Raw genomic sequence first — 21,965 nt, 5'->3', positions numbered from 1 at the left:
GAGACTGAGCGCCGAGGTAGGAGTCGGAACGAGAACGGACCGAAACGGAATCGAGGTGGGATAGAACGGAGCGCGGTCGGTCGCGCCGAGGAGCGCGAGGCCGGCGCGGTCAGACGACGAGGTACTCGTCGAGGTCTTCGGATTCGAGTTCGTCCACGGTGCCTCCGTAGACGATGTCGCCCTGGTCGAGCACGTAGCCGCGGTCCGCGATGCGGAGCGCCTCGCGGACGTTCTGCTCGATGAGAAGCACCGTCAGCCCTTGGTCGGCAATCTCCGTGATGGAGTCGCCCACCGCCTTGACGATTTGCGGGGCCAGTCCCTCGGTCGGCTCGTCCAGCAACAGCAGTTTCAGGTTCGGCAGCCTGAGCGTCCGCGCGATGGAGAGCATCTGCTGTTCGCCGCCCGAGAGCGTCCCCGCCTGTTGGGTGCGACGCTCGTCGAGTCGCGGGAACAGGTCGTACAACTCGTCTATCGACATCGTGCTCTCGCCGCCGCCGAGGCCGCCCCGGCGGATGGTGTTCCACCAACCGCGGGTGATTTTCGACATTTCGAGGTTCTCCTCGACCGTCAGTTCGGTGAACAGCCGCCGCCCCTCGGGGACGACGCCGATGCCGCCCATGGCGATGTTGTCGGCCGGCCAGTCCGTGATGTCGTCGCCGTCGAACCGAATCGACCCTGACCGAATCGCCGGCGGTTCGGTCCCGGCGATGCTGCGGACCGTCGTCGTCTTCCCCGCGCCGTTGCGGCCGAGGAGCGTGACGACCTCGCCCTCGTCGATATCAAGCGAGACGCCGCGGAGAATGTGGCTCGGCCCGTAGTAGGCGTGCACGCCGTCCAGTTCGAGCAGGCTCATTGCTCCCCACCTCCGAGGTAGGCCTCGCGGACGGCCGGATTCTCCCGAATCTCCTCGGGAGTCCCCTGCGCGATGAGCCGTCCTTGGTGGAGCGTGAAGATGCGGTCGGACACGTCGAAGACGATGTCCATGTCGTGTTCGACGAGGAAGATGGTCATCCCCCAGTCGGCCAGCAGGTCGTGGATGAGGTTCACCGTCATCTGCGTCTCCGTCGGGGACATGCCGGCGGTCGGCTCGTCCATGAACAGCAGGTCGGGGTCGGTCGCCAGCCCGATGGCGACCTCCAAGCGCCGCTTGTCGCCGTACGGGAGCGAGCCGGCTTCCATCCGGGCCTTCGAGTCGAGGCCGATGGTGTCGAGGATGTCGTTCGTTCGCGATTGGACCTCGTCGAAGGAGTCCCGTCGGCGGAAGAAGTTGACCCGAAAGGAGCCGTGTTCGGCCGCGAACGACGCGACTTGCACGTTCTCGCGTACCGTGAGTTCGGGGAGAATCGACGCGGTCTGGAACGACCGGCCGACCCCGAGCTGTGCGATTTCGAACGGTTTCATCCCGACGAGCTCGGTGCCGGCGTAGGACACTTGGCCCTCGGTCGGGTGCAGGCGTCCGGTAATCGTGTTGATGAGCGTGGATTTACCCGCTCCGTTGGGGCCGATGAGCGAGACGAGTTCGCCTTCTTCGACGTCGATGTCGACGTCGTCGAGCGCCGTGAGCCCGCCGAACTCCTTGGTGAGTCCGCGGGTTTCGAGCAGCGCCATCAGTCCTCACCTCCCGGGGCGTCGCCGGTCGAGTCGCCGCCCGTGACTCGGGCCGTGATCGCGGCGACCAGCTCTCGGGGGTCGCGGAGCGCGCCGGTGAGCGCGGTAATCATCCCCCAGATGCCGTCGCGGTAGACCCACACGACCGTGGTAAAGGAAAGCGACAGCAGGAGCAGCCAGTAGTTGCCGAGCGTCGGGAAGCCGTTGACGATGCCCTTGAAGTAGAAGAACACGAACGTCCCGATGACCGGGCCGGCGAGCGTCCCGAGGCCGCCGAGGACGGTCATGACGACCACGTCGCCGCTGACGGACCAGTAGAGGCGCTCGACGCCCGCGAACTGGGTGTTGACGGCCATCAGTCCGCCGGCGAGGCCGACGATGGCCGCAGAGAGGAGAAACGCCGCGAACTTGTAGCGCCAGACGTCGAGACCGACGAACGCCGTCCGCGTCTCGTTCTCGCGAATCGCCTTGAAGATGAGCCCGTAGGGCGACTTGCGGATGCGCGTGATGGAGGCGACGACGGCGACGAAGAAGACGCCGACGAAGAGATAGAGGTTGTTCACGACGAGTTCCCCGAGGAGGCCGCCGTACTGGTGTTCCAGCTCGAAGACCCCGAGAACGGCCGACCGCGGCACTTCGAGGCCGTTTATCCCCTTCGTGATTTCCACGAGCGGCTCGCGGGCGAGGAAGTAGAGGAACTGCCCGATGGCGAGCGCCACGATGGAGAAGTACACCGTGTGGAGGCGCAGGAGAATCAGCGCCGCGACCGCCCCGAGGGCGACCGCGGCCAGCGTCCCGACGACGATGACCGCCAGCGGGTCGTTGTACACGTGAATCGCAAACAGCGCCGCGGCGTAGCTCGCGGTCCCGAAGAACATGGCGTGGCCGAACGAGAGGAGGCCGGTCTGTCCTAAAAGGAGGTTGAATCCGAGCGCGAATATCGACCAGATGAGGATGGTAATCGCCAGCCCGTGATAGCCCTGGAAGACGTCCGAGACGACCGGCGCGCGGCCGAATGCGTACGAGAACAGGAGGACGAAAAGCACCGACGATAGGAGGACGAACGACTCGGTGTGTTTGATTCGGTCCCAGGTGTCCCAGCTAATCAACGACGATGCTTCGGCTACGGTCTTGTGGATGTTGTCCGTGCTCATTGTCCGATCTCCGCCGAGGGGAAGATACCGCTCGGCCTAATCGTCAGCACCACGATGGCGAGCAGGTAGATGCTGGCCTGCGTCATGCTCGGTTCGAGTTCCGTCGCCACCGCGAAGGTGAGCCCGGCGAGGAGCGCGCCGACGACGGTCCCGCGCAAACTGCCGACGCCGCCCATGATGACGATGACCAGCGACGGGATGATTATCTCCATGCCGATTTCGGAGGTCACGTTGAAAAGCGACCCGCCGAGAACGCCCGCGAGCCCGGCGTACGCGGCTCCGACGGCGAATATCAGGAGGAACGGCCGCCCGATACGGATGCCGAGCATCTGCGTCATCTCGGAGTCTTCGGTCCCCGCCCGGACGGCGAGGCCGTAATCGGTGTACTTGAAGAACGCGAAGATACCGGCGACGAGCAACAGCGTGAGCGCGACGACGAGGACGCGTATCGTCGAAGCCGCGCTCATCCCCGGCGGCGTTCCGATGACGGGAAGGGATATCGCGCCCGTGAGCCACTCCGGGCGCGGGTAGATGGTCCCCGTTCGGCCGAAGAGGATGGCGACCAGCTCTTGGGCGGCGATGAGGATGCCGAACGTGACGAGCAGTTGGTCGAGGAGTTCTCGTTCGTAGAACGGTTTCGCAATCCAGCGCTCCATCGCGACGCCGACGACGAAGATAACCACCGGCGTCAACACGAGCGCGGGGACGAACCCCCAGTCGAGGCCGACCTGCCCGAAGTCGCTCAACAGCCCGCCGTACTGTTCGCTCGACGCGATGAGTAGGCCGATGTACGCGCCGCTCAGGTAGAGGACGCCGTGGGCCATGTTCACGTACTTGAGCGACCCGAACACGATAGACAGTCCGACCGCGACGAGCAGATACAGCGACGCGACGCTCAGCGCGATGAAGAGGAATCCGACGACGCCGTCGACGTTCATCGCAGCCACCTCGGTACAGCTGTGAGTAAGCAGTTCATGGTGTGCACGATTATTCATGAATTCTTCAGTATGTTAATCTTGCGTTTCGCTGACTTTTGACACGGCAGCGGCCCGCTCTCCGGGTGCGGCGCGGGTCGTCTCCGGGCGTCAACGCGAGGTCCGTGCGACCGAGAAAAAGCGGCGTTCGAGCAGTCGAACGCGGGTGAACTGACCGCGGAGGGAGCCTCGACTGCCCAAAATGGAGTTGGTACGTTGTATTCGTATCGAGGCGCTGTCAGGCTGTCACTCGTCTCCGTACTCGTTGTCGCCCATGGCGCAGTTGGACGCCGGGAACTCGCTGCACTCGTAGACGAGCGGGTCGGTCGTCTCGACGATTTCGGTTCGGATACCGAGCTCCTCGGCGCGCTCGTCGCCGACGCCCTGCACCATGTACCACGGGCGTTCGACCTGGTGGTCGCACGTCCGGAACGCGGAGTCGCCCCACGCGAGGCTCCACTCGAAGTCTTCGAGCGTTCGGACCACGGTCGGCGGGTGGAACGTGCCGGCCTCCTCGACGGCGGCGGCGTACACCATCATCGACTCGTAGGTGTGCAGCGAACTCTGATTCGGCGTCTCGTCGTACTCCGCCTGGTAGGACTCGACGAACGCTTGGCTCGCCTCGTTGTCGGCGTTCGGGTTCCACGGCTCCATGCCGAGGACGCCTTCGGCGTCCGCGCCGAGCGGGTCGAGGGTGAACGCGCTGACGTGCGGGATGATGACGTCGATGTCGTCGGTCAGGCCGGCGTCTCGCAGTTGCGCGAGGCCGCTGGCGGCGAAGTTGCCGAAGCTGGAGAAGTACAGCGTGTCGGCTCCCGAGTCTTCGAGCGCCTGAATCTGCGAGCTGTGGTCGGTCTCGCCCTCCGCGATGGCGGCACCGCCGACGTCCTCCCACGGCCCCTGTTCGGTGAGGTACTTCCGGGCGGCGTCGCGGTTCGACTGCCCGTAGGAGTAGTCCATGTAGATGTGGAACAGCGAGCGGTCCTCGCCGAGGACCGAGGGCGCGGCCTCGCCCATCGCCATCCCGATAATCTCCGCATGGAACGTCGGGTGGAAGTAGTACCGCGAGCAGTTCTCGCCGGAGATGCCGGCGGACGTGGAGTTGCCGCCCATGAACGGGACCTTCTCCCGCTGGGCGACGTTCTGCATCGCCATCGTCACCGTGCTGGACATCCCGCCCGTCCAGAACTGGATGTTGTCCCGCTGAATCATCCGCTCGATGTTGTCCTGTGCCGTGTCGGCGCTGCCGGCGGTGTCGGCCTTCGTCGGCTCGACCTGGTGGCCCATGATGCCGTCGCCGCTCAGTCGGTCCCAGTAGTCGACGAGGCCGCCGCCCTCGTTCAGGTGCTTCACCGCGAGGTCGAAGCCCTTCTCCTGGTCTTGGCCGTCGGGACCCAACGCGCCGGAGGTCGGCCCGTTGAAACCGATGCTCACGGAGTTCCCCTCGGGCGGGAAGTTCCCGATTGCCTCGTAGTCTTCGCCGCCGCCGGAGGAGTCGTCACCCCCGCCGCCCCCGGCGTTGTTCTCGCCGTCAGAATCTCCGCCGCCGTCACCGCCGCCGCCGTTACCGCCGCCCCCGCCGGAACAGCCCGCGAGACCGGCGGTGAGTCCGGCCGTCCCGATTGCTTTCAGATAGCGTCGCCTGGATTCGTCAGTTAGCGCTGGTTGATCAGTCATGTTTCTTCGGAACGCTGGTAGTGACATGGTGGCATGGTATAGTTAAACTTTGTGATTATACAGGTAGAAAACAGGTCGAACGACCGACTGCGAGCGGGAAATTCCGCCGGTCGGTGTTTCGAGCGTCGCTGCTCGCGGGGCGACACGCGGCCGTCTCGGTGGAGCTATTGGGTCGTCGAAGGCGGCCTCACGTCGACGTCGGTCGTCTCACGCCGCCGCCCGCATCCGGCGGTCGATAGCTTCCGCGAGGGTGAGCGCGAACTCGTCGTCGTTGATGTTCGCCGGCGATTCGATGACTTCGACGTCGTCGTCGAGGTGTTCGCGGAGCGCGTCGAACAGCGCGTCGTCGGCCTCGGGGTCGTAGAACGCCTCGCCCTCCGCGTCGAGCATCGAGACGCCGCCGAGCGGGAGCGCGAGCGTGGTCGGCCCGGTCGCGGCGTTGAGTTTCTCCGCGATGATGCGGCCGAGTTCGGCGTTCTCCTCGGGCGTCGTCCGCATCAGCGTCACTTGCGGATTGTGGACGTGGAACTGCCGGCCGTCGAACTCGTCTGAGATGGAGTCTTTCGGCCCGAAGTTGACCATGTCGAGCGCGCCGGTCGAGACGACCTGCGGGATGCCGCGCTCGGCCGCGGCGTCGAGTCGGCCGGGCCCCGCCGCGAGGACGCCGCCGACCAGTTCGTCGGCCCACTCGGTCGTCGTGACGTCGAGGACGCCGTCGATGACGCCCTCCTCGATGAGCGACTCCATCGCCCGACCGCCGGTCCCGGTCGCGTGGAAGACGATGGTCTCGTAGCCGCGCGCTTCGAGCCAGTCGCGCGCCCTCTGGACGCACGGCGTGGTGACGCCGAACATCGTGATGCCGATGGTGGGCTTCTCCTCGGTCTCCACGTCCGGTTCGTTCGACACCATGCCGACCATCGCGAGCGCCGCGTTGGAGATGACGGTCCGCGAGAGTTGATTGAGCCCCTCGATGTCCGCGACGGAGTACATCATGGCGATGTCGTGGTAGCCGATGTACGGCTCCGTGTCGCCCGACGCCATCGTCGACAGCATCAGTTTGGGAACGCCCATCGGCAGCGCGCGCATCGCGGCCGTCGCGACCGACGTGTTCCCCCCGCCGCCCAGCCCGAGGATGCCGTCGAGTCGGCCCTCGCTGTGGAGTCGGGACACGACGACGGCGGCACCGTCGCCCATGATTTCGATGGCCTTGCCCCGGTCGCCGGCCTCCCGAAGCGTTTCGAGGGTGCTCCCGCCCGCCTCGGAGACGGCCGCGGCGTCGGTGTCCGGTTCGATTTCCGGCTCGCCCAGCACGCCCACGTCGACGAGATGGACTTCGACGCCCTGTTCTTCGAGCACGTCGCGGGCGAACCCGATTTCCTCGCCTTTGGTGTCGAGTGTGCCGACGATGACGACGCTCATCGGCCACCCGCTTCGGGCCGCTCGCGCCCGGTCGGTCCGCCCCCGTGGTTCGAACCCGCGACGCCCCTTGGCGTCGCCGCCGGTACGACAGACTGTGTGTGTGCGCGGTTCATACGTGCAACTGAAGCAACACGACAGACAATAATTAACATTGGGGTTAGGCCAACGTTCACCGGCGACTGAGGCGGTGAACCGGGCGGTCGCTCCTTGCCGCCGGACAGTACATTCAAGTAATGTTAGTTCATGAAATTCGGTAGCCCACCACAATGAGCCTGCGGACGTAACGGCGATACACCCGTCACACCTCGTCGAGCGGTTCGGGCGAGCGCGCGGGGGGAGAGCCGTCTGTCCGCTCGGCCCGTTGGCGGGGGACGCGGCCGGGGTGCGCTCCCCGAGAGCAGCGCAACCCTGAATCGAACGGTAACCGACGACAGCGACCGACGCAACACTATGACACACGACGACACGACACGGGAATCGAACCCGGACGACGACGGCGACCGACTGAACATCAACAGACGCGACTTCATGAAGGTAAGCGGCGCGGGGGCGGCGAACTTCCTCGGGGCCAGCGGCGTCGCGCAGGCGCAACAGCTCACCGCCGACGACACGATTCGCCTCGTGGCGACGGAGGGCGACGTCCTCGCGGCGTACACGAACGAGGAGTCCGTCATCGAGGGGTCGGGTCTCGCGGACGCGATATCCGACTGGCGCGAGGGCGACCTGACGACCAACTCCCTGTTGACGGGCATCAACAGCTGGCGAAACGGGACGGAAATCGAGACCGCGGCGGACTCGTTTTCGTGGGTCGCGACCGAGCCAGACGAGATGGCGGACACGGCCAATCCGACGCTCGTCATGCACGAGGGCGAGGAGTACGAAATCGAGCTCTCGAACGCCATGGACGAGGACATCACGTTCATGCTCGCGGACCCGACCGGCGAGGTGATGGAGTCGTTCTCCACGATGGAGGGCTCCGGCGACTCGGAGACGGTCAGCTTCACCGCCGAGTCGTCGATGGCGATGTACTACGCCGAGGAACACCCCGAGCAGATGCGGGGAAGCGTCGAGATAACGCCGCCGCCGGCCAAGGACACCATCAGCGTCCTCATGATGGGCGGCCCGCAGGGCGGCAGTCACAACGCGCCCGCACGGCAGGTCCAGCTCACCGAGTACATGCTGAACCGCGGTATCGAGGTCCAGTACACCGACCGACTCGAAGACCTCGAACCCGACGTGCTCCACCGCTACGACGCGTGGGTTATGATAGACAACCGCGGCGCGAACTACGGTCAATCGCTGACCGCGGAACAGGAGCAGTCCATCGTCGAGTTCGTCGAGAACGGCGGCGGCTTCATCCCGATTCACAGCGCTTCGGCCTGTTTCACCGGCTCGGACGCTTACATGAACCTCGTCGGCGGCGAGTTCGCCGCCCACAACTACGGCGAGATGACGACGAACTTCGCCCAGCCGAGCCACCCCATCCTGTCGACCCTCGACCCCATCACGGTCGAAGACGAGACGTATCGCCACACGAACCTCAACGACGACATCGACGTACTCGCCTACGCGCAGTTCCCCGAGGGCGACAGCATCCCCGAGTACGACGAGGGACGCGACCAAGGCGAACCGTGGTCGTGGACCCGCACTCAGGGCGACGGCCGCGTCTTCTACACCGCGTGGGGTCACGGCAGAGCGCCGTGGGCGACCGACGGCTTCAAGGCGCTCATCGAGAACGCGATTCGCTGGGTCACGAAGAACGAAGATACCATCGCCGACGACACCACGGTTCTCAACGACTTGGAGTTCATCGACGCCGACATCCCGTACTATCCGCCGCCGGAGGGGAGCCTCCTGACGCCGGAGGTCCCCGAGGAGGTCGGCAGCGGGACGAGTTGGAACAGGATGCAGCGGGCGCTGAACCCCAGCGAGACGGTCCGGCGGACGATTACGCCGGAGGGGTTCGACCTCGAACCGTTCGTCACCGAGGCCGACCTGCCGGACGACGCGCGGGGGAACATCCTCGACGCGAAGTTCGACGCGCGGGGTCGCGTCTGGCTGTCTGTCACCCGCGACTACCCGAACGAACTCGGGCAGAACCGCGACAAAATCGTCGTCTGCGAGGACACCGACGGCGACGGCGAGGCCGACGAGTTCACCGTCTTCGCGGACGGCCTCTCGATTCCGACGAGCATGGTGGTCGTCGACGACGGCGTCGTCGTTGCGGACCTCGACGACCCCGGCGAGAGCGGGAAGATGGTCCACCTCGCTGACACGGACGGCGACGGAGAGGCCGACGAGCGGACGGTCCTGTTCTCCGGGTTCGGCAACGGCGACACCCACGCCGGCCCCAACGAACTGGCCCACGGCATCGACAACTGGATTTGGGGACAGGTCGGCTACTCCGGCTTCAGCGGCACCGTCGCCGGCGAGGAGCGAAACTTCAGCTCCTCAGTCTTCCGATTCAAGCTGGAAGACGGCTCAGTCACGGACTTCGAAATCGTCGGCACGCTCCCGGGGAACCAGGCCGGCCTCGGCTTCACCGAGGAGGGCCTCGCCTTCGGCTCGGCGGCGACCTCCGGGCGACCGAGCAACTACTTCGCCATCCCGCATCAGTACTACGACCTCATCGAGGGGACCGGGCCGAACGACTTCGGCGCGGCGTCCGACACGAACCGATTCCTTCCGGTCACGGACCGCGTCCGGCAGGTCGACCTCCACGGTGGCTACACCGCGGCGACCGGTCACACCATCTACACGGCGCGTGAATATCCCGAGAAGTACTGGAACAACACCGGCTTCGTCGGCGGCGGAACGGGTAACCTGCTCGGGACGTTCTTCCTCTCGCAGGACGGCGCGGGCTACACCAACCATTACGCCCACAACATCGCGGCCGCGACAGATGCGTGGTTCGCACCGTCGTACTCCTCCGTCGGCCCGGACGGCATGCTCTGGTTCATCGACTGGTACAACTACATCTACCAGCACAACCCGACACCCGACGGCTTCGAGAACGGCCCCGGAAACGCGTACATGTCCGAGGTTCGCGACCACGCGACCGCCCGGCTCTTCCGCGTCGTCTACGGCGACGACGACGGCTACGAGCCGACCGACCTCTCGGACGCGAGCGTCTCAGAACTCGTGGCGGCGCTGTCGAACACGAACATGTTCTGGCGGCAGACGGCCCAACGGCTGTTGGTCGAACGGAACGAGACCGGCGCGCTCTCGGCGCTCGTCGACCTCGTCGCGACGGAGACGCTCGACGAAACCGGCCTCGACCCGGCGGCGATTCACGCGCTGTGGACGATGCACGGCCTCGGCGCGCTCGACGCCGACGCCGGAAACGCGACCGCGATTCAGGCCGCGCTCGGCGCGCTGACCCACTCCTCGGCGGGCGTCAGGCTCACCGCGCTCCGCGTCCTCCCGTCGACGGCGGAGACGCGGGGGGCGATTCTCGACAACGGCCTCCTCGACGACGAAGACGGGCGAGTCGCCATGTGGGCGCTCGTCGCGCTCGCGCAGACGCCGGCCGACGACGCGTCCGGCGAGGCGGTCTACCAGATGATTAGCGACGAGTCGAACTACCGGGACACGGTTCTCGTCGACGCGGCGTCGCTCGCCGGCGCGACCCACGCCGACGGCTTCATCCCGGCGTACGAGGCAAACGAGGACACGAGCGACGGCGGCGACGGCGGCGACGACCTGCCGAACCTCCTCGAAAACCCCTCGTTCGAGACGCCCGCCGGCGGCGACACCGGCGACGCCGACGCGATGCCCGCCGGCTGGTCGAACACGGACTACTCCGGGTCGCCCGAGTTCTCGTACGCCGAGACGGGCTACGAGGGCGACCGGAGCGTCCAGGTGTCGTCCTCCGAGGGCGCGGACGCCTCGTGGAACACGACCGTCGCGGTCGACCCGAACACCGAGTACGCCCTCTCCGCGTACGTCAGGACCGACGGCCTCGAACTCGTCGACGGGACCGCAATCGGTGAGGGACCGCTCGGCGCGACCATCAACGTCGAGCAGATAGCGAACACGGACTCGGGCACGCAGTGGGACACCATCCCGTCCGGACTGACCGGCACCAACGACTGGACGGAACTGAGCACCACCATCGACAGCGGCGACCTCGAAGAGCTCCAGATTAACTGCCTGTTCGGCGGCTACGGCGAGGCGACGGGGACGGCGTGGTTCGACAGCGTCTCGTTGACCGACCCGGACGGCACCGACGTGCTCTCGAACGGTTCCTTCGAAGAGAGCACCGGCAGCAGCGAGCCGGCGATGCCCGCCGACTGGTCGACGAACACGTTCACGGGCACCGCCGAGTACACCTACGCGGACGCGGGCCAAGACGGCAGTCAGAGCGTCCAAATCTCGTCCACCGAGGGCGCGGACGCGGTCTGGCTCGTCGACGGCATCTCGGTCCAGCCCGAGACGGAGTACACCCTCAGCGGCTGGATACGGACCGAGAACGTGCAGGCGAGCGACTCTGCCCGCGGCGCGCTGTTCAACGTCCACAGCACGGACTTCGAGACGGAGCCGCTGACCGGGACGAACGACTGGACGGAGGTGAGTACCACGTTCACCACGGGCGCGGACACCACGACGGTCCAGATTAACTGCCTGTTCGGCGGCTACGGCACGGCCACCGGGACGGCGTGGTTCGACAACGTCTCGCTGACCGACCCCGACGGGAACAACCTCCTGCCGAACGCGTCGTTCGAGGAGGGAGCGGGAACCGACTCCCCGTCGGACCCCGAGACTCCGGCGAACTGGGAGGGTATCACCTACGGCGGCACGGCCGAGTTCACCTACACCTCGGACGTTTCGCGGACGGGCGAGTACAGCGTCCGCGTCGACTCCACGGAGGGTGCGGATGCGTCGTGGACCCAGTACCGCGACGACCTCGAACCGAACTCGGAGTACCGCTTCCGGGCGTGGGTCAGGACCTCGGACGACTTCAGCAACTCCGAGGACGGAACCGGGGAAATCGGAAGCTCCTACGGCGTCACCATCAACGTCCACTCACTCGGACAGGGCTCTGTCACCGACTACTACACGGAGCCCGTCGAGGGCTGGCAACTGCTCGAAACGACGTTCTCGACCGGGGCGTCGCCCGGCGAGTTCCAGCTTAACCTGCTGTTCGGCGGCTGGGGCGACGCCACCGGCACCGTCTGGTTCGACGACACCGAACTGACGCGCATCGGCGGCTCCGGCAACGGGCTGGAGCTCGTCTACGACCGCGTCACTGCGCACGTCGAGGCGACGAGCGGCGGCGGCGACGACGGCGGCAGCGACGACGACGGGAGCGATGTCGTCCCGTCGGGCTCGACCATCGAACTCGAAGCCGAGAGCAACGAGGGCTGGACCGGCGTCGCGCCGTCCGGAATCGCGGACGCGACGAATCCGACGCTCACCCTCGAAGCCGGCGGCGAGTACACGCTCACGTGGACGAACCGCAACGGCGCGCCCCACAACTTCGAAATCGTCAACGGCGACGACTCCACCGTCAACGACATCTCCACGTCGTACCTCTCGACGCAGGGCGAGTCACAGACCGTCACGTTCACCGTCACCGACGCGATGGCGGAGTACGTCTGTCGCGCCCACCAGCTACGGATGCGCGGCACCATCGAAATCGCGAGTTCGGGCGGGAACTGAGCGGGCGAGACGCGTTCCGACCGCGGTCCGCGGCGGCTTTTCTTTTGTATCGTACTCTCGAACTCGAACCGAGCGACGCGGAAAATCAGTACTTCGAGCGCGTCGCGGTAGTGCCGAACCTACGCCTGTGGCCCGGCGAACAGCGACGGGCGCTCGAACGCGAGCGACACGTCCTCTGCGATGCCGAGGAGGTCCGCGACCGTCGGCGCGAACCGCCGCGCATCGACGATTCGGTCGGACGGGCCGTCGGGTGCCGCCGGCCCGCCGAAGCCGTAGAAGCCGCGCGTGTCTGGGTCGATGCGGCCGTGCGACCCCGACACCTTCGTCGGGTCGAGCGTCACGAGTCCCTCGTCGCCGAGGAACAGTTCGCACGGGTCGAAGCCGGGCTTGGCGTGGATGTCCATCTCCGTCGCGTACGACGGCGCGTCGGCGTCGTCGGTCCACCAGTAGTACTGGAACCACGCGTCCGCGTCCGCGACGACGACGAGGTCGCCGGCGTTCGGGTGGTCCGCGTCGCCCCGGGCCTCCCCTTCGAGCACCGCGTCGACGCCGGGGAGCGATTCGAGCACCTTTCGGGCGGCCGTCGGGCGGTCGGTGTAGACATGCGCGATTTGGTGATCGACCATGGCGAACGCCGACGACCCGGCGATATCGACTTCCTCGCCGCCCGCGTCGTCGTCGCGCACGGCGAGCAGGCCCGCCTCGTGGAGCGCCCGGTTCGGAAACACCGGGGTGTCGACCGCGTTGAAGCCGTACTCGTTGACGACGCCGACCGCCGTCTCGGCCCAGCGGGGCGTCGTTTCGAGCCGGTCGAGGAACTCCCCGACGAGGTCGTCGACGACGCCGACGGCCTCCCGGAGTTCCGGCGAGTCGGGGCCGTGCCGCTGGGCGTCGTAGTCGAGGTGCGGCACGTACACCCACAGCAGGTCCGGGTCGTACCGCGCTATCGACTCCCGCGCGGCCGCGAGAATCCACTCGCTGCTCCGCTCGTCGGCGACCGGCCCCCAGTAGTTGTGCAGCGGGAAGTGGCCGTACTCCTCGCGGAGGTCGTCGTAGAAGCCGTCGGGGGTCGTCCAGCAGTCCATCTCGATGAGGGTGTTGTCCTCGTCTTCGATGGGCGACGGCGTGACGGCCACGTCGGCGCTCGTGCCGATGAGGTGCTGGAAGAACAGCGCGCCCGTGGTGAGGCCCGCCTCGTCGCTCGCGACCTCCCACAGCCGGGTTCGGCCTCCTCGGTCGCGCTCCCAGAACTCGGCGACCTGTCGCTCGCGGTCGAACTCGCCGCTGGACACGTCGCCGTGGGCCGCGGGCGACTGCCCGGTCGAGAGCGTCGTCTGCGCGGGCACCGTGACGCTCGGAAACGAGGGTTCGAGCGGGCCGGACGGCTTGCCGGCCAGCAAGTCGGCGACGTTCGGTGCCAGCCCTTCCTCGAGGTGCGTTTGTTGGAGGCCGACGATATCGAGGACGACGACGCGCCCGGCACCGGACGCGCCCGCGGCTGAGGGGTCGCGAGTCGTCACGCTCCCTCCGCGTGGCGCTCCGCGTAGTCGTAGAGGAGGCGGAACTGCTCGGAGAGTTCGTGGCGGTCGACGCCCTCGGGCGACTTGAAGAAGGACGCGAGGTGGGACATCGTCCCGCCCTCTCCGCGCTCGTCGGCAAAGGCGGCCAGCCGAACCAAGTCGAGAACGAGCGGGGCCGCGAGCGCCGAGTCAGCCCCCTCCCACGTGAACTGCATCTTCATCTCCGTCCCGAGGAAGCCCTCGAAGTGGACGTGGTCCCACGCGGTCTTCCAGTCACCGAGCGACGGCGTGTAGTCGATGCGGACGGCGTTGTGGGTCTCGTAGCCGAGGATGTCGTCCAGCAGGCTCCCCTTGCTCTCTATCTTCCCCGCCTTGTTCGCGTCGTCTTCGAGGACGAGTCCGTCGCTGTTGCCGAGGATGTTGTGGCCCTCCCACGAGAGGACCCGCAGGTTCCGCCCCGCGAACATCGGCCCGAGCGCGGACTTCATCAGCGTCTCGCCGGTCTTCCCGTCGCGGCCCATGTGCGGCACCTCGTTTCGCTCCGCGAGTTCGCGGAGGCCGCCGAGCGAGGAGCCGGTACTGGGGGTGAAGTTCACGTACGGGTGGCCGTCGAGGAGCGCAGCGTAGGCGTACAAGGCGCTCGCGGGGAGGTTCGGGTCGTCGCGCTCGACCGCCGTCTCGAACGCCGCCAGCGTGTCGTAGTCGCCGGGCGTCGGAATCGGCGGCTCGGTCGACGCGGCGTTCACGACGACCAACCGGTCGACGCCCTGCGAGTCCGCGAAGGCGGCGTAGTCGGCCCGTATCTCCTCGACGATGTCGGCAACCGACACGTCCTCTCCCGTCGTCTCCGAGGACATCCCTTCGACCGCCTCGCCGCACCGCCGGGCGGTCCCGAGTTCGACGCGCTCGTCGATTTCGCGGAGGTCCTCGCGGACCGCGTCGAGGGTGTCTGGTGCCACGACGCCGCCGTGGCCCGCCATCTCCTCGGCGGTCTCCTCGATTCGCTGGGACCGGATGTCGTGGCCCCCGAACACGAGGTCGTCGACGGCGGGGAGGTCCAGCGCGGCCACCGGCTCGCGGGCCGTCACCATCCCGGTCGTGTCCGCGACTCCGCGAGCGATTGCGCGCGCGCCGGTCATCGAGACGCTCGCGACGTTACCTCTGGCTCCGATAATCCACACTCCGACTGTCATCGACTCACGATTGCGGTGGCCGATACATAACCTTGTCCGTCAATCATGATTGTTTCCGCGTCGGTACCGGCGGGCGACCGCTCACCAGTCGAGGTCGGTGTCGACGTCCCGCCTGTCGAGTTGGTCGCCGTGCTTGCTGAAATCGAGAGACCGGTCGAGAACCGTCTCCTCGGGGTGTCGCCACGTCTCGTCGCAGTCGGCGCAGCGCCACTCCTCGTAGGGGCGACCGTCCTCGGGCGTGACGCGGGTCGATTCTATCGGCTCGCCGCAGAACGGACAGTGTTCCGGCATCGACTACGGCGTCGGCGCGGACGAGTAAATAGCTGTCTCCGCCGTCGCTCGCGGCCGCGTCGGCCGGGCGTTGCGCGGCCGTGGCGCCCCCGCCCCCCGGCCGTCACCGAATCCACCGAAACAATGATTAACTACCATCAGAGAGGTAGGTCACATGTCGATACCAATTATCGACCCGCACATGCACATGGTGTCTCGCTCGACGAGCGACTACGAGCGCGCCCGACTCGCGGGCGTGGAATGCTGCGTCGAACCGGCGTTCTGGAGCGGGACGGACAAGCAGCACGCGGCGTCGTTCTTCGACTATTTCGAGCAGATAATCGAGTTCGAGACCGACCGCGCGGAGCGGGCGGCGGGCATCGACCACTACGTCACGGTCGGCCTCGAACCGAAGGAGGCGAACTACCCCGAGATGGCCGAGGCCGTGATGGACGGCCTCCCCGAGTACCTCGACCGCGAGCACGTCGTCGGACTCGGTGAAATCGGGCTCGACCAGGGGACCGAGGCCGAGGAGTACGCGTTCAGACGCCAACTCAGGATGGCGGAGGAGCGCGAACTGCCGGTCATCATCCACACCCCGCACACCCAGAAGCCCGAGGGGACCGAGCGACTCGTCGAGATGATTCAAGACGAGGACGTGACCGAGGAGCGAATCGTCATCGACCACAACACCGAGAACACGGTCGACATCTCGCTGCAAACCGACTGCTGGCTCGGCTTCACCCTCTACCCCGGAAAGATAGATGCCGAGACGACCATCGACATCCTCGAAGAGTACGGCACCGACAGGATGCTGCTCAACAGCGCCGCCGACTGGGACCCCTCGGACCCGCTCGCGGTCCCGAAGGCCCGAGACAAGATGCTCGACCGGGGCTGGGACCGAGACGAGGTCCGGAAGGTCGTCTACGACAACCCCCGGGAGTTCTTCGGCCAGTCACCGAACTTCCACTACGAGGTGTGACCGATGGAGTTCGGCTTCTCGATGAACGCGTTCCGCCAGCGAACTCTCACCGAGGGGGTCGAGGCAATCGCCGACGCCGGCTACGACGGCGTCGAAATCCTGCTCGACGACCCGCATCTGTTCCCGGGGACGGCCGACGGCGACGATTTCGAACGCGTTCGGACGCTTCTCGACGACTGCGGCATCGAAGTCAGCAACTGTAACGCGTTCATGCTCAGCGCCATCGAGCCCTCCGCGGCGAGTCGGGCGGCGACGTTCAACCGCGACACCGAGGCGTTTCACCACCCCTCGTTCGTCGAACTCGCGGCCGAGGACCGACAGGCGCGGGTCGAGCACACGCAGAACGCGCTCGCCACCGCGGCCGCGCTCGGCGCGGACAGCATCTCGGTCCCGCCGGGCGGCCCCGTCCCGGAGCGCATGACGCGGGCGGACGCGCTCGACGCCTTCGTCCGAGGGCTCCGCGAGGTCGCTGACACCGCGGAGAAACTCGGCGTCGACGTGCTGGTCGAACCCGAACCGCACCTGCTCATCGAGACCTCCGAGGACTTCCTCGACCTCGTCGACCGGGTCGACTCGCCCCGAATCGGCTGTAACTTCGACGCGGGACACTTCTACTCGGTCGGCGAGGACCCGGTCGAACTGGTGGAGACGCTCGAACCCCACACGCCACATTATCACCTCGAAGACATCCCCGCGGACCGCACCCACGAACACACCCAACTCGGTGAGGGGGCGATGGACATCGACGGCTTCCTCGACGCGGTCGAGGCGACCGGCTACGACGGCCACGTCACGGTCGAACTGTACCCCTATCAGGAGACTGCGGCGGAGACGGCCCGAACCGCGATGGAGTACCTCGAAGCCCATGGGTGGACCTGACCGCCTCGCTCGAACGCGAGCACCCAACCCAGCGACTGGCCGACGATGAACCGAACGAACGCGACACCCGCGACCGGCGGTCTTCGACGCTCGCTTTCGAGCCTCGCCAGACTCGTCCGCGTCCCGAACCTGTTCACCGCGCCGCCCGACGTTATCCTCGGGGCGGTGCTGGTCAGCGGCGGCCGCCCAGCGGTTCCGCTCTCGTCGCTCGCCGGCACCGCGCTCGCCTCGGTGCTGCTCTACGCGGCCGGCACGACGCTCAACGACTACGCCGACGCCGACGAGGACGCCCGGCTCCGCCCGGAGCGACCGATTCCGTCGGGAGACGTGTCGCGCACGCGAGCGAGAAATCTCGGCATCGCGCTGCTCGGTGCCGGGGTCGTCGTCGCCGCGGCCGCCGGGGGACCGACCGCCGGAATCGTCGCCGCCGTCCTCGGTTCGTTCATCGCGCTCTACGACGGCGCGCTCAAGGGCACGCCGCTGGGCTTCGCCGCCATGGGTGGCTGTCGGGGGGCGAACGTCGCCCTCGGCATGGCGGTCGTCGCTGGGTCGCCCTCCGCCCCGACGACCCTGACGCTCCCGGCGTGGGTGTTCTTCGTGCCGGTCGTCGTCGCGCTCTACATCGCCGGCGTCACGTACATGGCCGAGCGCGAGACCGGTGCGGGCGACTCGCGGGCGGTGCTGGTCGGAATGGCCGGTGTCGGACTCGCCGCCGGGTCGGTGGTCGCGGCCGGCGCGGCGGTCGGCGTCGGCCCGAGCGATACCGCGACGGTCGTCGTGGCCGGTGGCTTGCTCTGCTGGTTCGCGGCGTGGACCGGCCGCGACCTCCTGACCGCCTACGCCGACCCTCGACCGAGCACTATCGGCCCCGCCGTCGGCGCGTGCGTCCTCGGTCTCGTCGTCCTCAACGGGGCGCTTTCCGGACTGCTGACTCCCGTGTGGGGCGTCGTCGCGGCGGCGTTCGTCGTCCCGGCGGCCGGCCTCTCGTCGGCGTTCGACGTGTCGTGAACCGACGGGCTCTCTCGGCGGCTCGCTTCACGTTTTTCGGCCCGAATGAGTGACAGTACCAAAACAATTATTCATGTGTGACTGTACCACGACGTATGGTACAGTTAGCCTTCTCCACGAACGCGTACACGCGTTTCGACCTGCCGGAGGCAATCAGACGAATCGCAGACCACGGCTACGACGGGGTCGAAATACTGGCGGACGTGCCGCACGCGTTCCTCGCGGACTTCGACGAGCGCGACCGCGAGCGCGTCTTGACCGCGCTTGACGAGACCGGCCTCTCCGTGTCGAACGTCAACGCGAACACGACCCGCGGCTACTACGACGACGCGCCGCCCTCGGCGTTCTTCGACCCGACGCTCATCTCGGGCGACGAGGAGGACCGCCGGTGGCGCATCGACTACACGAAGGCCGCGCTCGACTTCGCGGCGCTGGTCGGCGCGCCCGCGGCGTGCGTCGCGAGCGGGTCGGCGCTCCCCGGAACGCCGCCGGACGAGGCCTACGACCACCTGCTCGACTCGCTCGACGAACTCACCGACTACGCCGAACGCGTCGGCGTCGACCTCGGCATCGAGTTCGAACCCGAACTACTCGTCGAGGACACCGAGGAGGTGCTCACCCTCATCGACGACGTGGGGAGCGACGCGCTCGGCGTCAACTTCGACGTCGGCCACGCGGCCGTCTGCGGCGAGGACCCGGCCGAGAGCATCCGGCAGTGCGCCGGCCGCATCACGGGCGTCCACCTCGAAGACATCGCGGGCGGCCGCGGCGGGAAACACTACCACCTCGTCCCCGGCGAAGGTGACATCGAGTTCGACCCCGTCTTCGGCGCGCTCGACGACATCGGGTACGACGGCTTCGCCACGTTCGAACTGTACACCTACCCCGACGACCCCGACGACGCGGCCCGGCGCGCGCGAGACGAACTGGCCGACTACGTCCGCTGAAACGCCGAAAACGGGCGCGGATTCGCGGCGCGACTCACCGAATATCGCCCCGAATGGGGCTCGGACTCCGACGAGCGGCGTCCCGCGAGTGGCGTCGCGGCCCGCCGAGCGCGGGACTGAGTCAGATAATCGTTAACTATTTGCATGCCGATTTCGATTCACACGCTGATTGCATGCGTTCCAGCGAGAGCCAGCTATCGGCGTTCAGAGGTAGCGCGCGCCCGAGACGCCCGTCTCCAGACCGACGAGTCGAACAGACACCGCCGGCGGCCGCGACCCGTCACACGACCGCGACCCGCCGGGGCGAATCGAAGCCCCCGACGGCCGCTTCGCACGTCGCTCGCGGAACGAGTGACCCGTCGGGACCGAACCCCGCTCGCTCACCATGAGACCGGACAGTTCACGCCCGAGGCTGTCGTCGGAGGTGCGACGTGCGCTCCCCGTCGTCGTGATGGCGGCCCTTCTGGTGGTCGGGTCGCTCGGGCTGGGGGCGGCTATCGCGCCGGTCGCCGCGGACGCCCACGGCGGGACGCTCACTCGGACGGTCGACGAGTCGTCGCTCGCGCCCGGCGAGTCGACGACGGTCACGGTGGCGATAAACGCCTCCGAACGGGGGAACTTCACGGTGGTCGAAGAGCTGAGTCCGGGCTTCGCGTCGGTCGAAATCGTCGACGCCGACGGCGCGGACTTCTCCGGGGTGCGCGACGGCAACGACGAGCTGTTCGCGACCTACGGCGACCGCGAGAACGTCACCCTCGTCTACGAGGTGACCGCGGCCGATAACGCGACCGCGACGACCCACGACCTCACCGGCTACGGCGACTTCGGGCTCGAAGATATTCGCGCCTCGACGACCGGCGACGAGGAGATTAGCGTCTCGTCCGACGCCGGCGCGAGCGTGGTCCGGTCGGTCGACGAGGCGACGCTCGAACCGGGCGAACCGGCGACCGTCTGGGTCGATGTCGAACGGGACGCGGCGGCGAACTTCACCGTCGTCGAGGAGTTCACCCCGGCGTTCGGTTCGGTCGAAATCGTCGACGCCGACGGCGCGGACTTCTCCGGCGTCCGTGACGCTAACGACGAACTGTTCGCCACCTACGGCGACCGGAAGGCCGTCACCCTCGTCTACGAGGTGACCGCGGCCGATAACGCGACGACTAGCACGGTCTACGAGTTCGACGGCTTCACCGACGTCAACGGCTCTGAATCGCTGACCGGCGGCACCGACGAAATCAGCGTGCAGCCGTCGGACGGCGACGAGGCCGGTGCGGTTCGGTCGGTCGACGACGAGACGCTCGCGCCGGGCGAATCGACGACCGTCCGCGTCGAGGTCAACCGCGACCGGGCGGCGAACTTCACGCTGGTCGAGGCGTTCACCCCCGCGTTCGACTCGGTGGCAATCGTCGACGCCGACGGCGCGGACTTCTCCGGCGTCCGTGACGCCAACGACGAACTGTTCGCGACCTACGGCGACCGCGAGACGGTCTCGCTCGTCTACGAGGTGACAGCGGCCGACGACGCGGACGCCGGAACGGCCTATCAGTTCGACGGCTTCGCCGACGTCAACGGCTCCGAGGCGACGACCGGCGGGACGGACGAGCTCAACGTCCAAAGCGGGTCCGACGACGACGACAACTGGGACCTCACCCGGTCGGTCGACGACGAGACGCTCGACCCCGGCGAATCGGCCGTCGTCTCGGTCGAAATCACCGGCGACGAGGCGACGAACTTCACCGTCGTCGAGGAGTTCAACCCCGGCTTCGCGTCGGTCGAAATCGTCGACGCCGACGGCGCGGACTTCTCCGGGGTGCGCGACGCCAACGACGAACTGTTCGCCACTTACGGCGACCGCGAGAACGTCACGCTCCAGTATCGCGTGACCGCCGGCGAGGACGTGGACGAAGACGCCTCGTACCGGCTCAACGGGTTCACCCAGTTCGACGCCGACGGCAAGGAGATGAGCGTCGACGGCGTCGAGACGCTCGCGGTCGGTTCCGACGACGACGCCGGTGGCGGCGGTGGTGGTGGCGGCGGCGGCGGTGACGATGACGACGACGATAGAGATGACGACGATAACGACGAGAGTGATGATGACGATACGGACGACGAGAACTCCGATACGCCCGAGTCCACGGACTCCCCGGACGACGGCGACGATGACGACACTGGTGACGACAGCGACGACTCGAACGACGGCGATGACGACTCGGGCGACAGCGACGACTCGAACGACGGCGATGACGACTCGGGCGACAGCGACGACTCGAACGACGGTGACGACGCAGGCGACGATTCCGACGGGTCGGACGGCGACTCGGGAGGGACTCCGGAGACGACGACCGACGATAACACGCCCGCGACGACCACGACCGACACGCCCGTCCCCGGGTTCGGCGTCTCGGTCGCGCTCGCCGCGCTGGTAATCGGCTCGGTCCTCCTCGCGCGCCGGCGAGCGACCTAGCGAAGCGAGACGGCCCGCCCGTCTCGCACTCGAATCGCCGCGGTCAGCCACGCTCTCGACGCCCGTTCTCGGGCCTGATTCGGACATTCAGAAGATTTAATATAATAACTCCCAAGTCGTAGTTCAGGGTCCATCATGACAGACTGGTCTAGGCGGCGGTTCTTACAGACAGGCGCAGCCCTCGGCATCGCCGGAACGCTCCCGCAGACGAC

The 21,965-nt window shown here is 67.2% G+C and carries 15 protein-coding genes; 6 read left to right on the top strand and 9 right to left on the bottom strand.

The window, feature by feature from the left end; genetic code table 11:
• Window positions 1-109 precede the first annotated feature (109 nt).
• The 6 genes from E4P24_RS17305 to E4P24_RS17280 all read right to left on the bottom strand — a co-directional run bounded on the left by E4P24_RS17305 (window position 110) and on the right by E4P24_RS17280 (window position 6,832).
• Window positions 110-853 (bottom strand): ABC transporter ATP-binding protein, encoded by a 744-nt coding sequence (locus tag E4P24_RS17305; protein WP_006600107.1) that lies wholly within the window; start codon window positions 851-853, stop codon window positions 110-112.
• Window positions 850-1,608: an ABC transporter ATP-binding protein gene (locus E4P24_RS17300; RefSeq protein ID WP_006600108.1), complete on the bottom strand. Its 759-nt coding sequence runs from the start codon at window positions 1,606-1,608 to the stop codon at window positions 850-852. Before E4P24_RS17300 ends, E4P24_RS17305 begins: the two co-directional genes overlap by 4 nt.
• Entirely contained in the window at window positions 1,608-2,762 is a 1,155-nt protein-coding gene (locus E4P24_RS17295; protein ID WP_188148935.1) for a branched-chain amino acid ABC transporter permease, read from the bottom strand. Before E4P24_RS17295 ends, E4P24_RS17300 begins: the two co-directional genes overlap by 1 nt.
• Complete coding sequence (locus E4P24_RS17290; protein WP_004041317.1) at window positions 2,759-3,700, bottom strand: branched-chain amino acid ABC transporter permease; 942 nt, start codon at window positions 3,698-3,700, stop codon at window positions 2,759-2,761. Before E4P24_RS17290 ends, E4P24_RS17295 begins: the two co-directional genes overlap by 4 nt.
• A 282-nt stretch (window positions 3,701-3,982) precedes the next feature.
• Window positions 3,983-5,413 carry a substrate-binding protein gene (locus E4P24_RS17285; protein ID WP_115803351.1) on the bottom strand — a complete coding sequence of 477 codons (1,431 nt, stop codon included), beginning with the start codon at window positions 5,411-5,413 and terminating at the stop codon, window positions 3,983-3,985.
• 207 nt (window positions 5,414-5,620) lie between these two features.
• Complete coding sequence (locus tag E4P24_RS17280; protein WP_188148934.1) at window positions 5,621-6,832, bottom strand: Tm-1-like ATP-binding domain-containing protein; 1,212 nt, start codon at window positions 6,830-6,832, stop codon at window positions 5,621-5,623.
• 450 nt (window positions 6,833-7,282) lie between these two features.
• On the opposite strand from E4P24_RS17280, the gene E4P24_RS17275 reads away from it, so the two are divergent.
• Entirely contained in the window at window positions 7,283-12,493 is a 5,211-nt protein-coding gene (locus E4P24_RS17275) for a PVC-type heme-binding CxxCH protein (RefSeq protein WP_188148933.1), read from the top strand.
• Window positions 12,494-12,612: 119 nt separating this feature from the next.
• Here the strand turns inward: E4P24_RS17275 and E4P24_RS17270 are convergent, their stop codons facing one another.
• The 3 genes from E4P24_RS17270 to E4P24_RS17260 form a co-directional block, all read right to left on the bottom strand.
• The gene (locus tag E4P24_RS17270) at window positions 12,613-14,013 is read right to left on the bottom strand and encodes a nucleotide pyrophosphatase/phosphodiesterase family protein (protein WP_188148932.1); all 1,401 of its coding nucleotides are present in this window, start codon (window positions 14,011-14,013) and stop codon (window positions 12,613-12,615) included.
• Window positions 14,010-15,206, bottom strand: coding sequence for an inositol-3-phosphate synthase (locus E4P24_RS17265; RefSeq protein WP_081606137.1), 1,197 nt, complete (start codon window positions 15,204-15,206; stop codon window positions 14,010-14,012). Before E4P24_RS17265 ends, E4P24_RS17270 begins: the two co-directional genes overlap by 4 nt.
• Window positions 15,207-15,287: 81 nt before the next feature.
• Window positions 15,288-15,497 carry a hydrogenase expression protein HypA/HybF gene (locus tag E4P24_RS17260; protein ID WP_115803354.1) on the bottom strand — a complete coding sequence of 70 codons (210 nt, stop codon included), beginning with the start codon at window positions 15,495-15,497 and terminating at the stop codon, window positions 15,288-15,290.
• A gap of 181 nt (window positions 15,498-15,678) precedes the next feature.
• On the opposite strand from E4P24_RS17260, the gene E4P24_RS17255 reads away from it, so the two are divergent.
• The 5 genes from E4P24_RS17255 to E4P24_RS17235 all read left to right on the top strand — a co-directional run bounded on the left by E4P24_RS17255 (window position 15,679) and on the right by E4P24_RS17235 (window position 21,753).
• A complete protein-coding gene (locus E4P24_RS17255) occupies window positions 15,679-16,458 on the top strand; it encodes a TatD family hydrolase (protein ID WP_006600115.1) in 780 nt (259 codons plus the stop codon).
• Window positions 16,459-16,461: 3 nt separating this feature from the next.
• The gene (locus tag E4P24_RS17250) at window positions 16,462-17,337 is read left to right on the top strand and encodes a sugar phosphate isomerase/epimerase (RefSeq protein WP_188148931.1); all 876 of its coding nucleotides are present in this window, start codon (window positions 16,462-16,464) and stop codon (window positions 17,335-17,337) included.
• A 45-nt stretch (window positions 17,338-17,382) separates the two neighbouring features.
• A complete protein-coding gene (locus tag E4P24_RS17245; RefSeq protein WP_188148930.1) occupies window positions 17,383-18,345 on the top strand; it encodes a UbiA family prenyltransferase in 963 nt (320 codons plus the stop codon).
• A gap of 95 nt (window positions 18,346-18,440) precedes the next feature.
• The gene (locus E4P24_RS17240) at window positions 18,441-19,292 is read left to right on the top strand and encodes a sugar phosphate isomerase/epimerase (RefSeq protein ID WP_004041327.1); all 852 of its coding nucleotides are present in this window, start codon (window positions 18,441-18,443) and stop codon (window positions 19,290-19,292) included.
• A 451-nt stretch (window positions 19,293-19,743) separates the two neighbouring features.
• The gene (locus E4P24_RS17235) at window positions 19,744-21,753 is read left to right on the top strand and encodes a PGF-CTERM sorting domain-containing protein (protein WP_223174130.1); all 2,010 of its coding nucleotides are present in this window, start codon (window positions 19,744-19,746) and stop codon (window positions 21,751-21,753) included.
• Window positions 21,754-21,965: the final 212 nt, after the last annotated feature.

Source organism: Haloferax sp. AS1 (assembly GCF_014530665.1).
Classification (GTDB): Archaea; Halobacteriota; Halobacteria; order Halobacteriales; family Haloferacaceae; genus Haloferax; species Haloferax volcanii.
The sequence above is the reverse complement of the archived record's forward strand: the minus strand, read 5'-3'. Positions and strand labels throughout refer to the sequence as shown.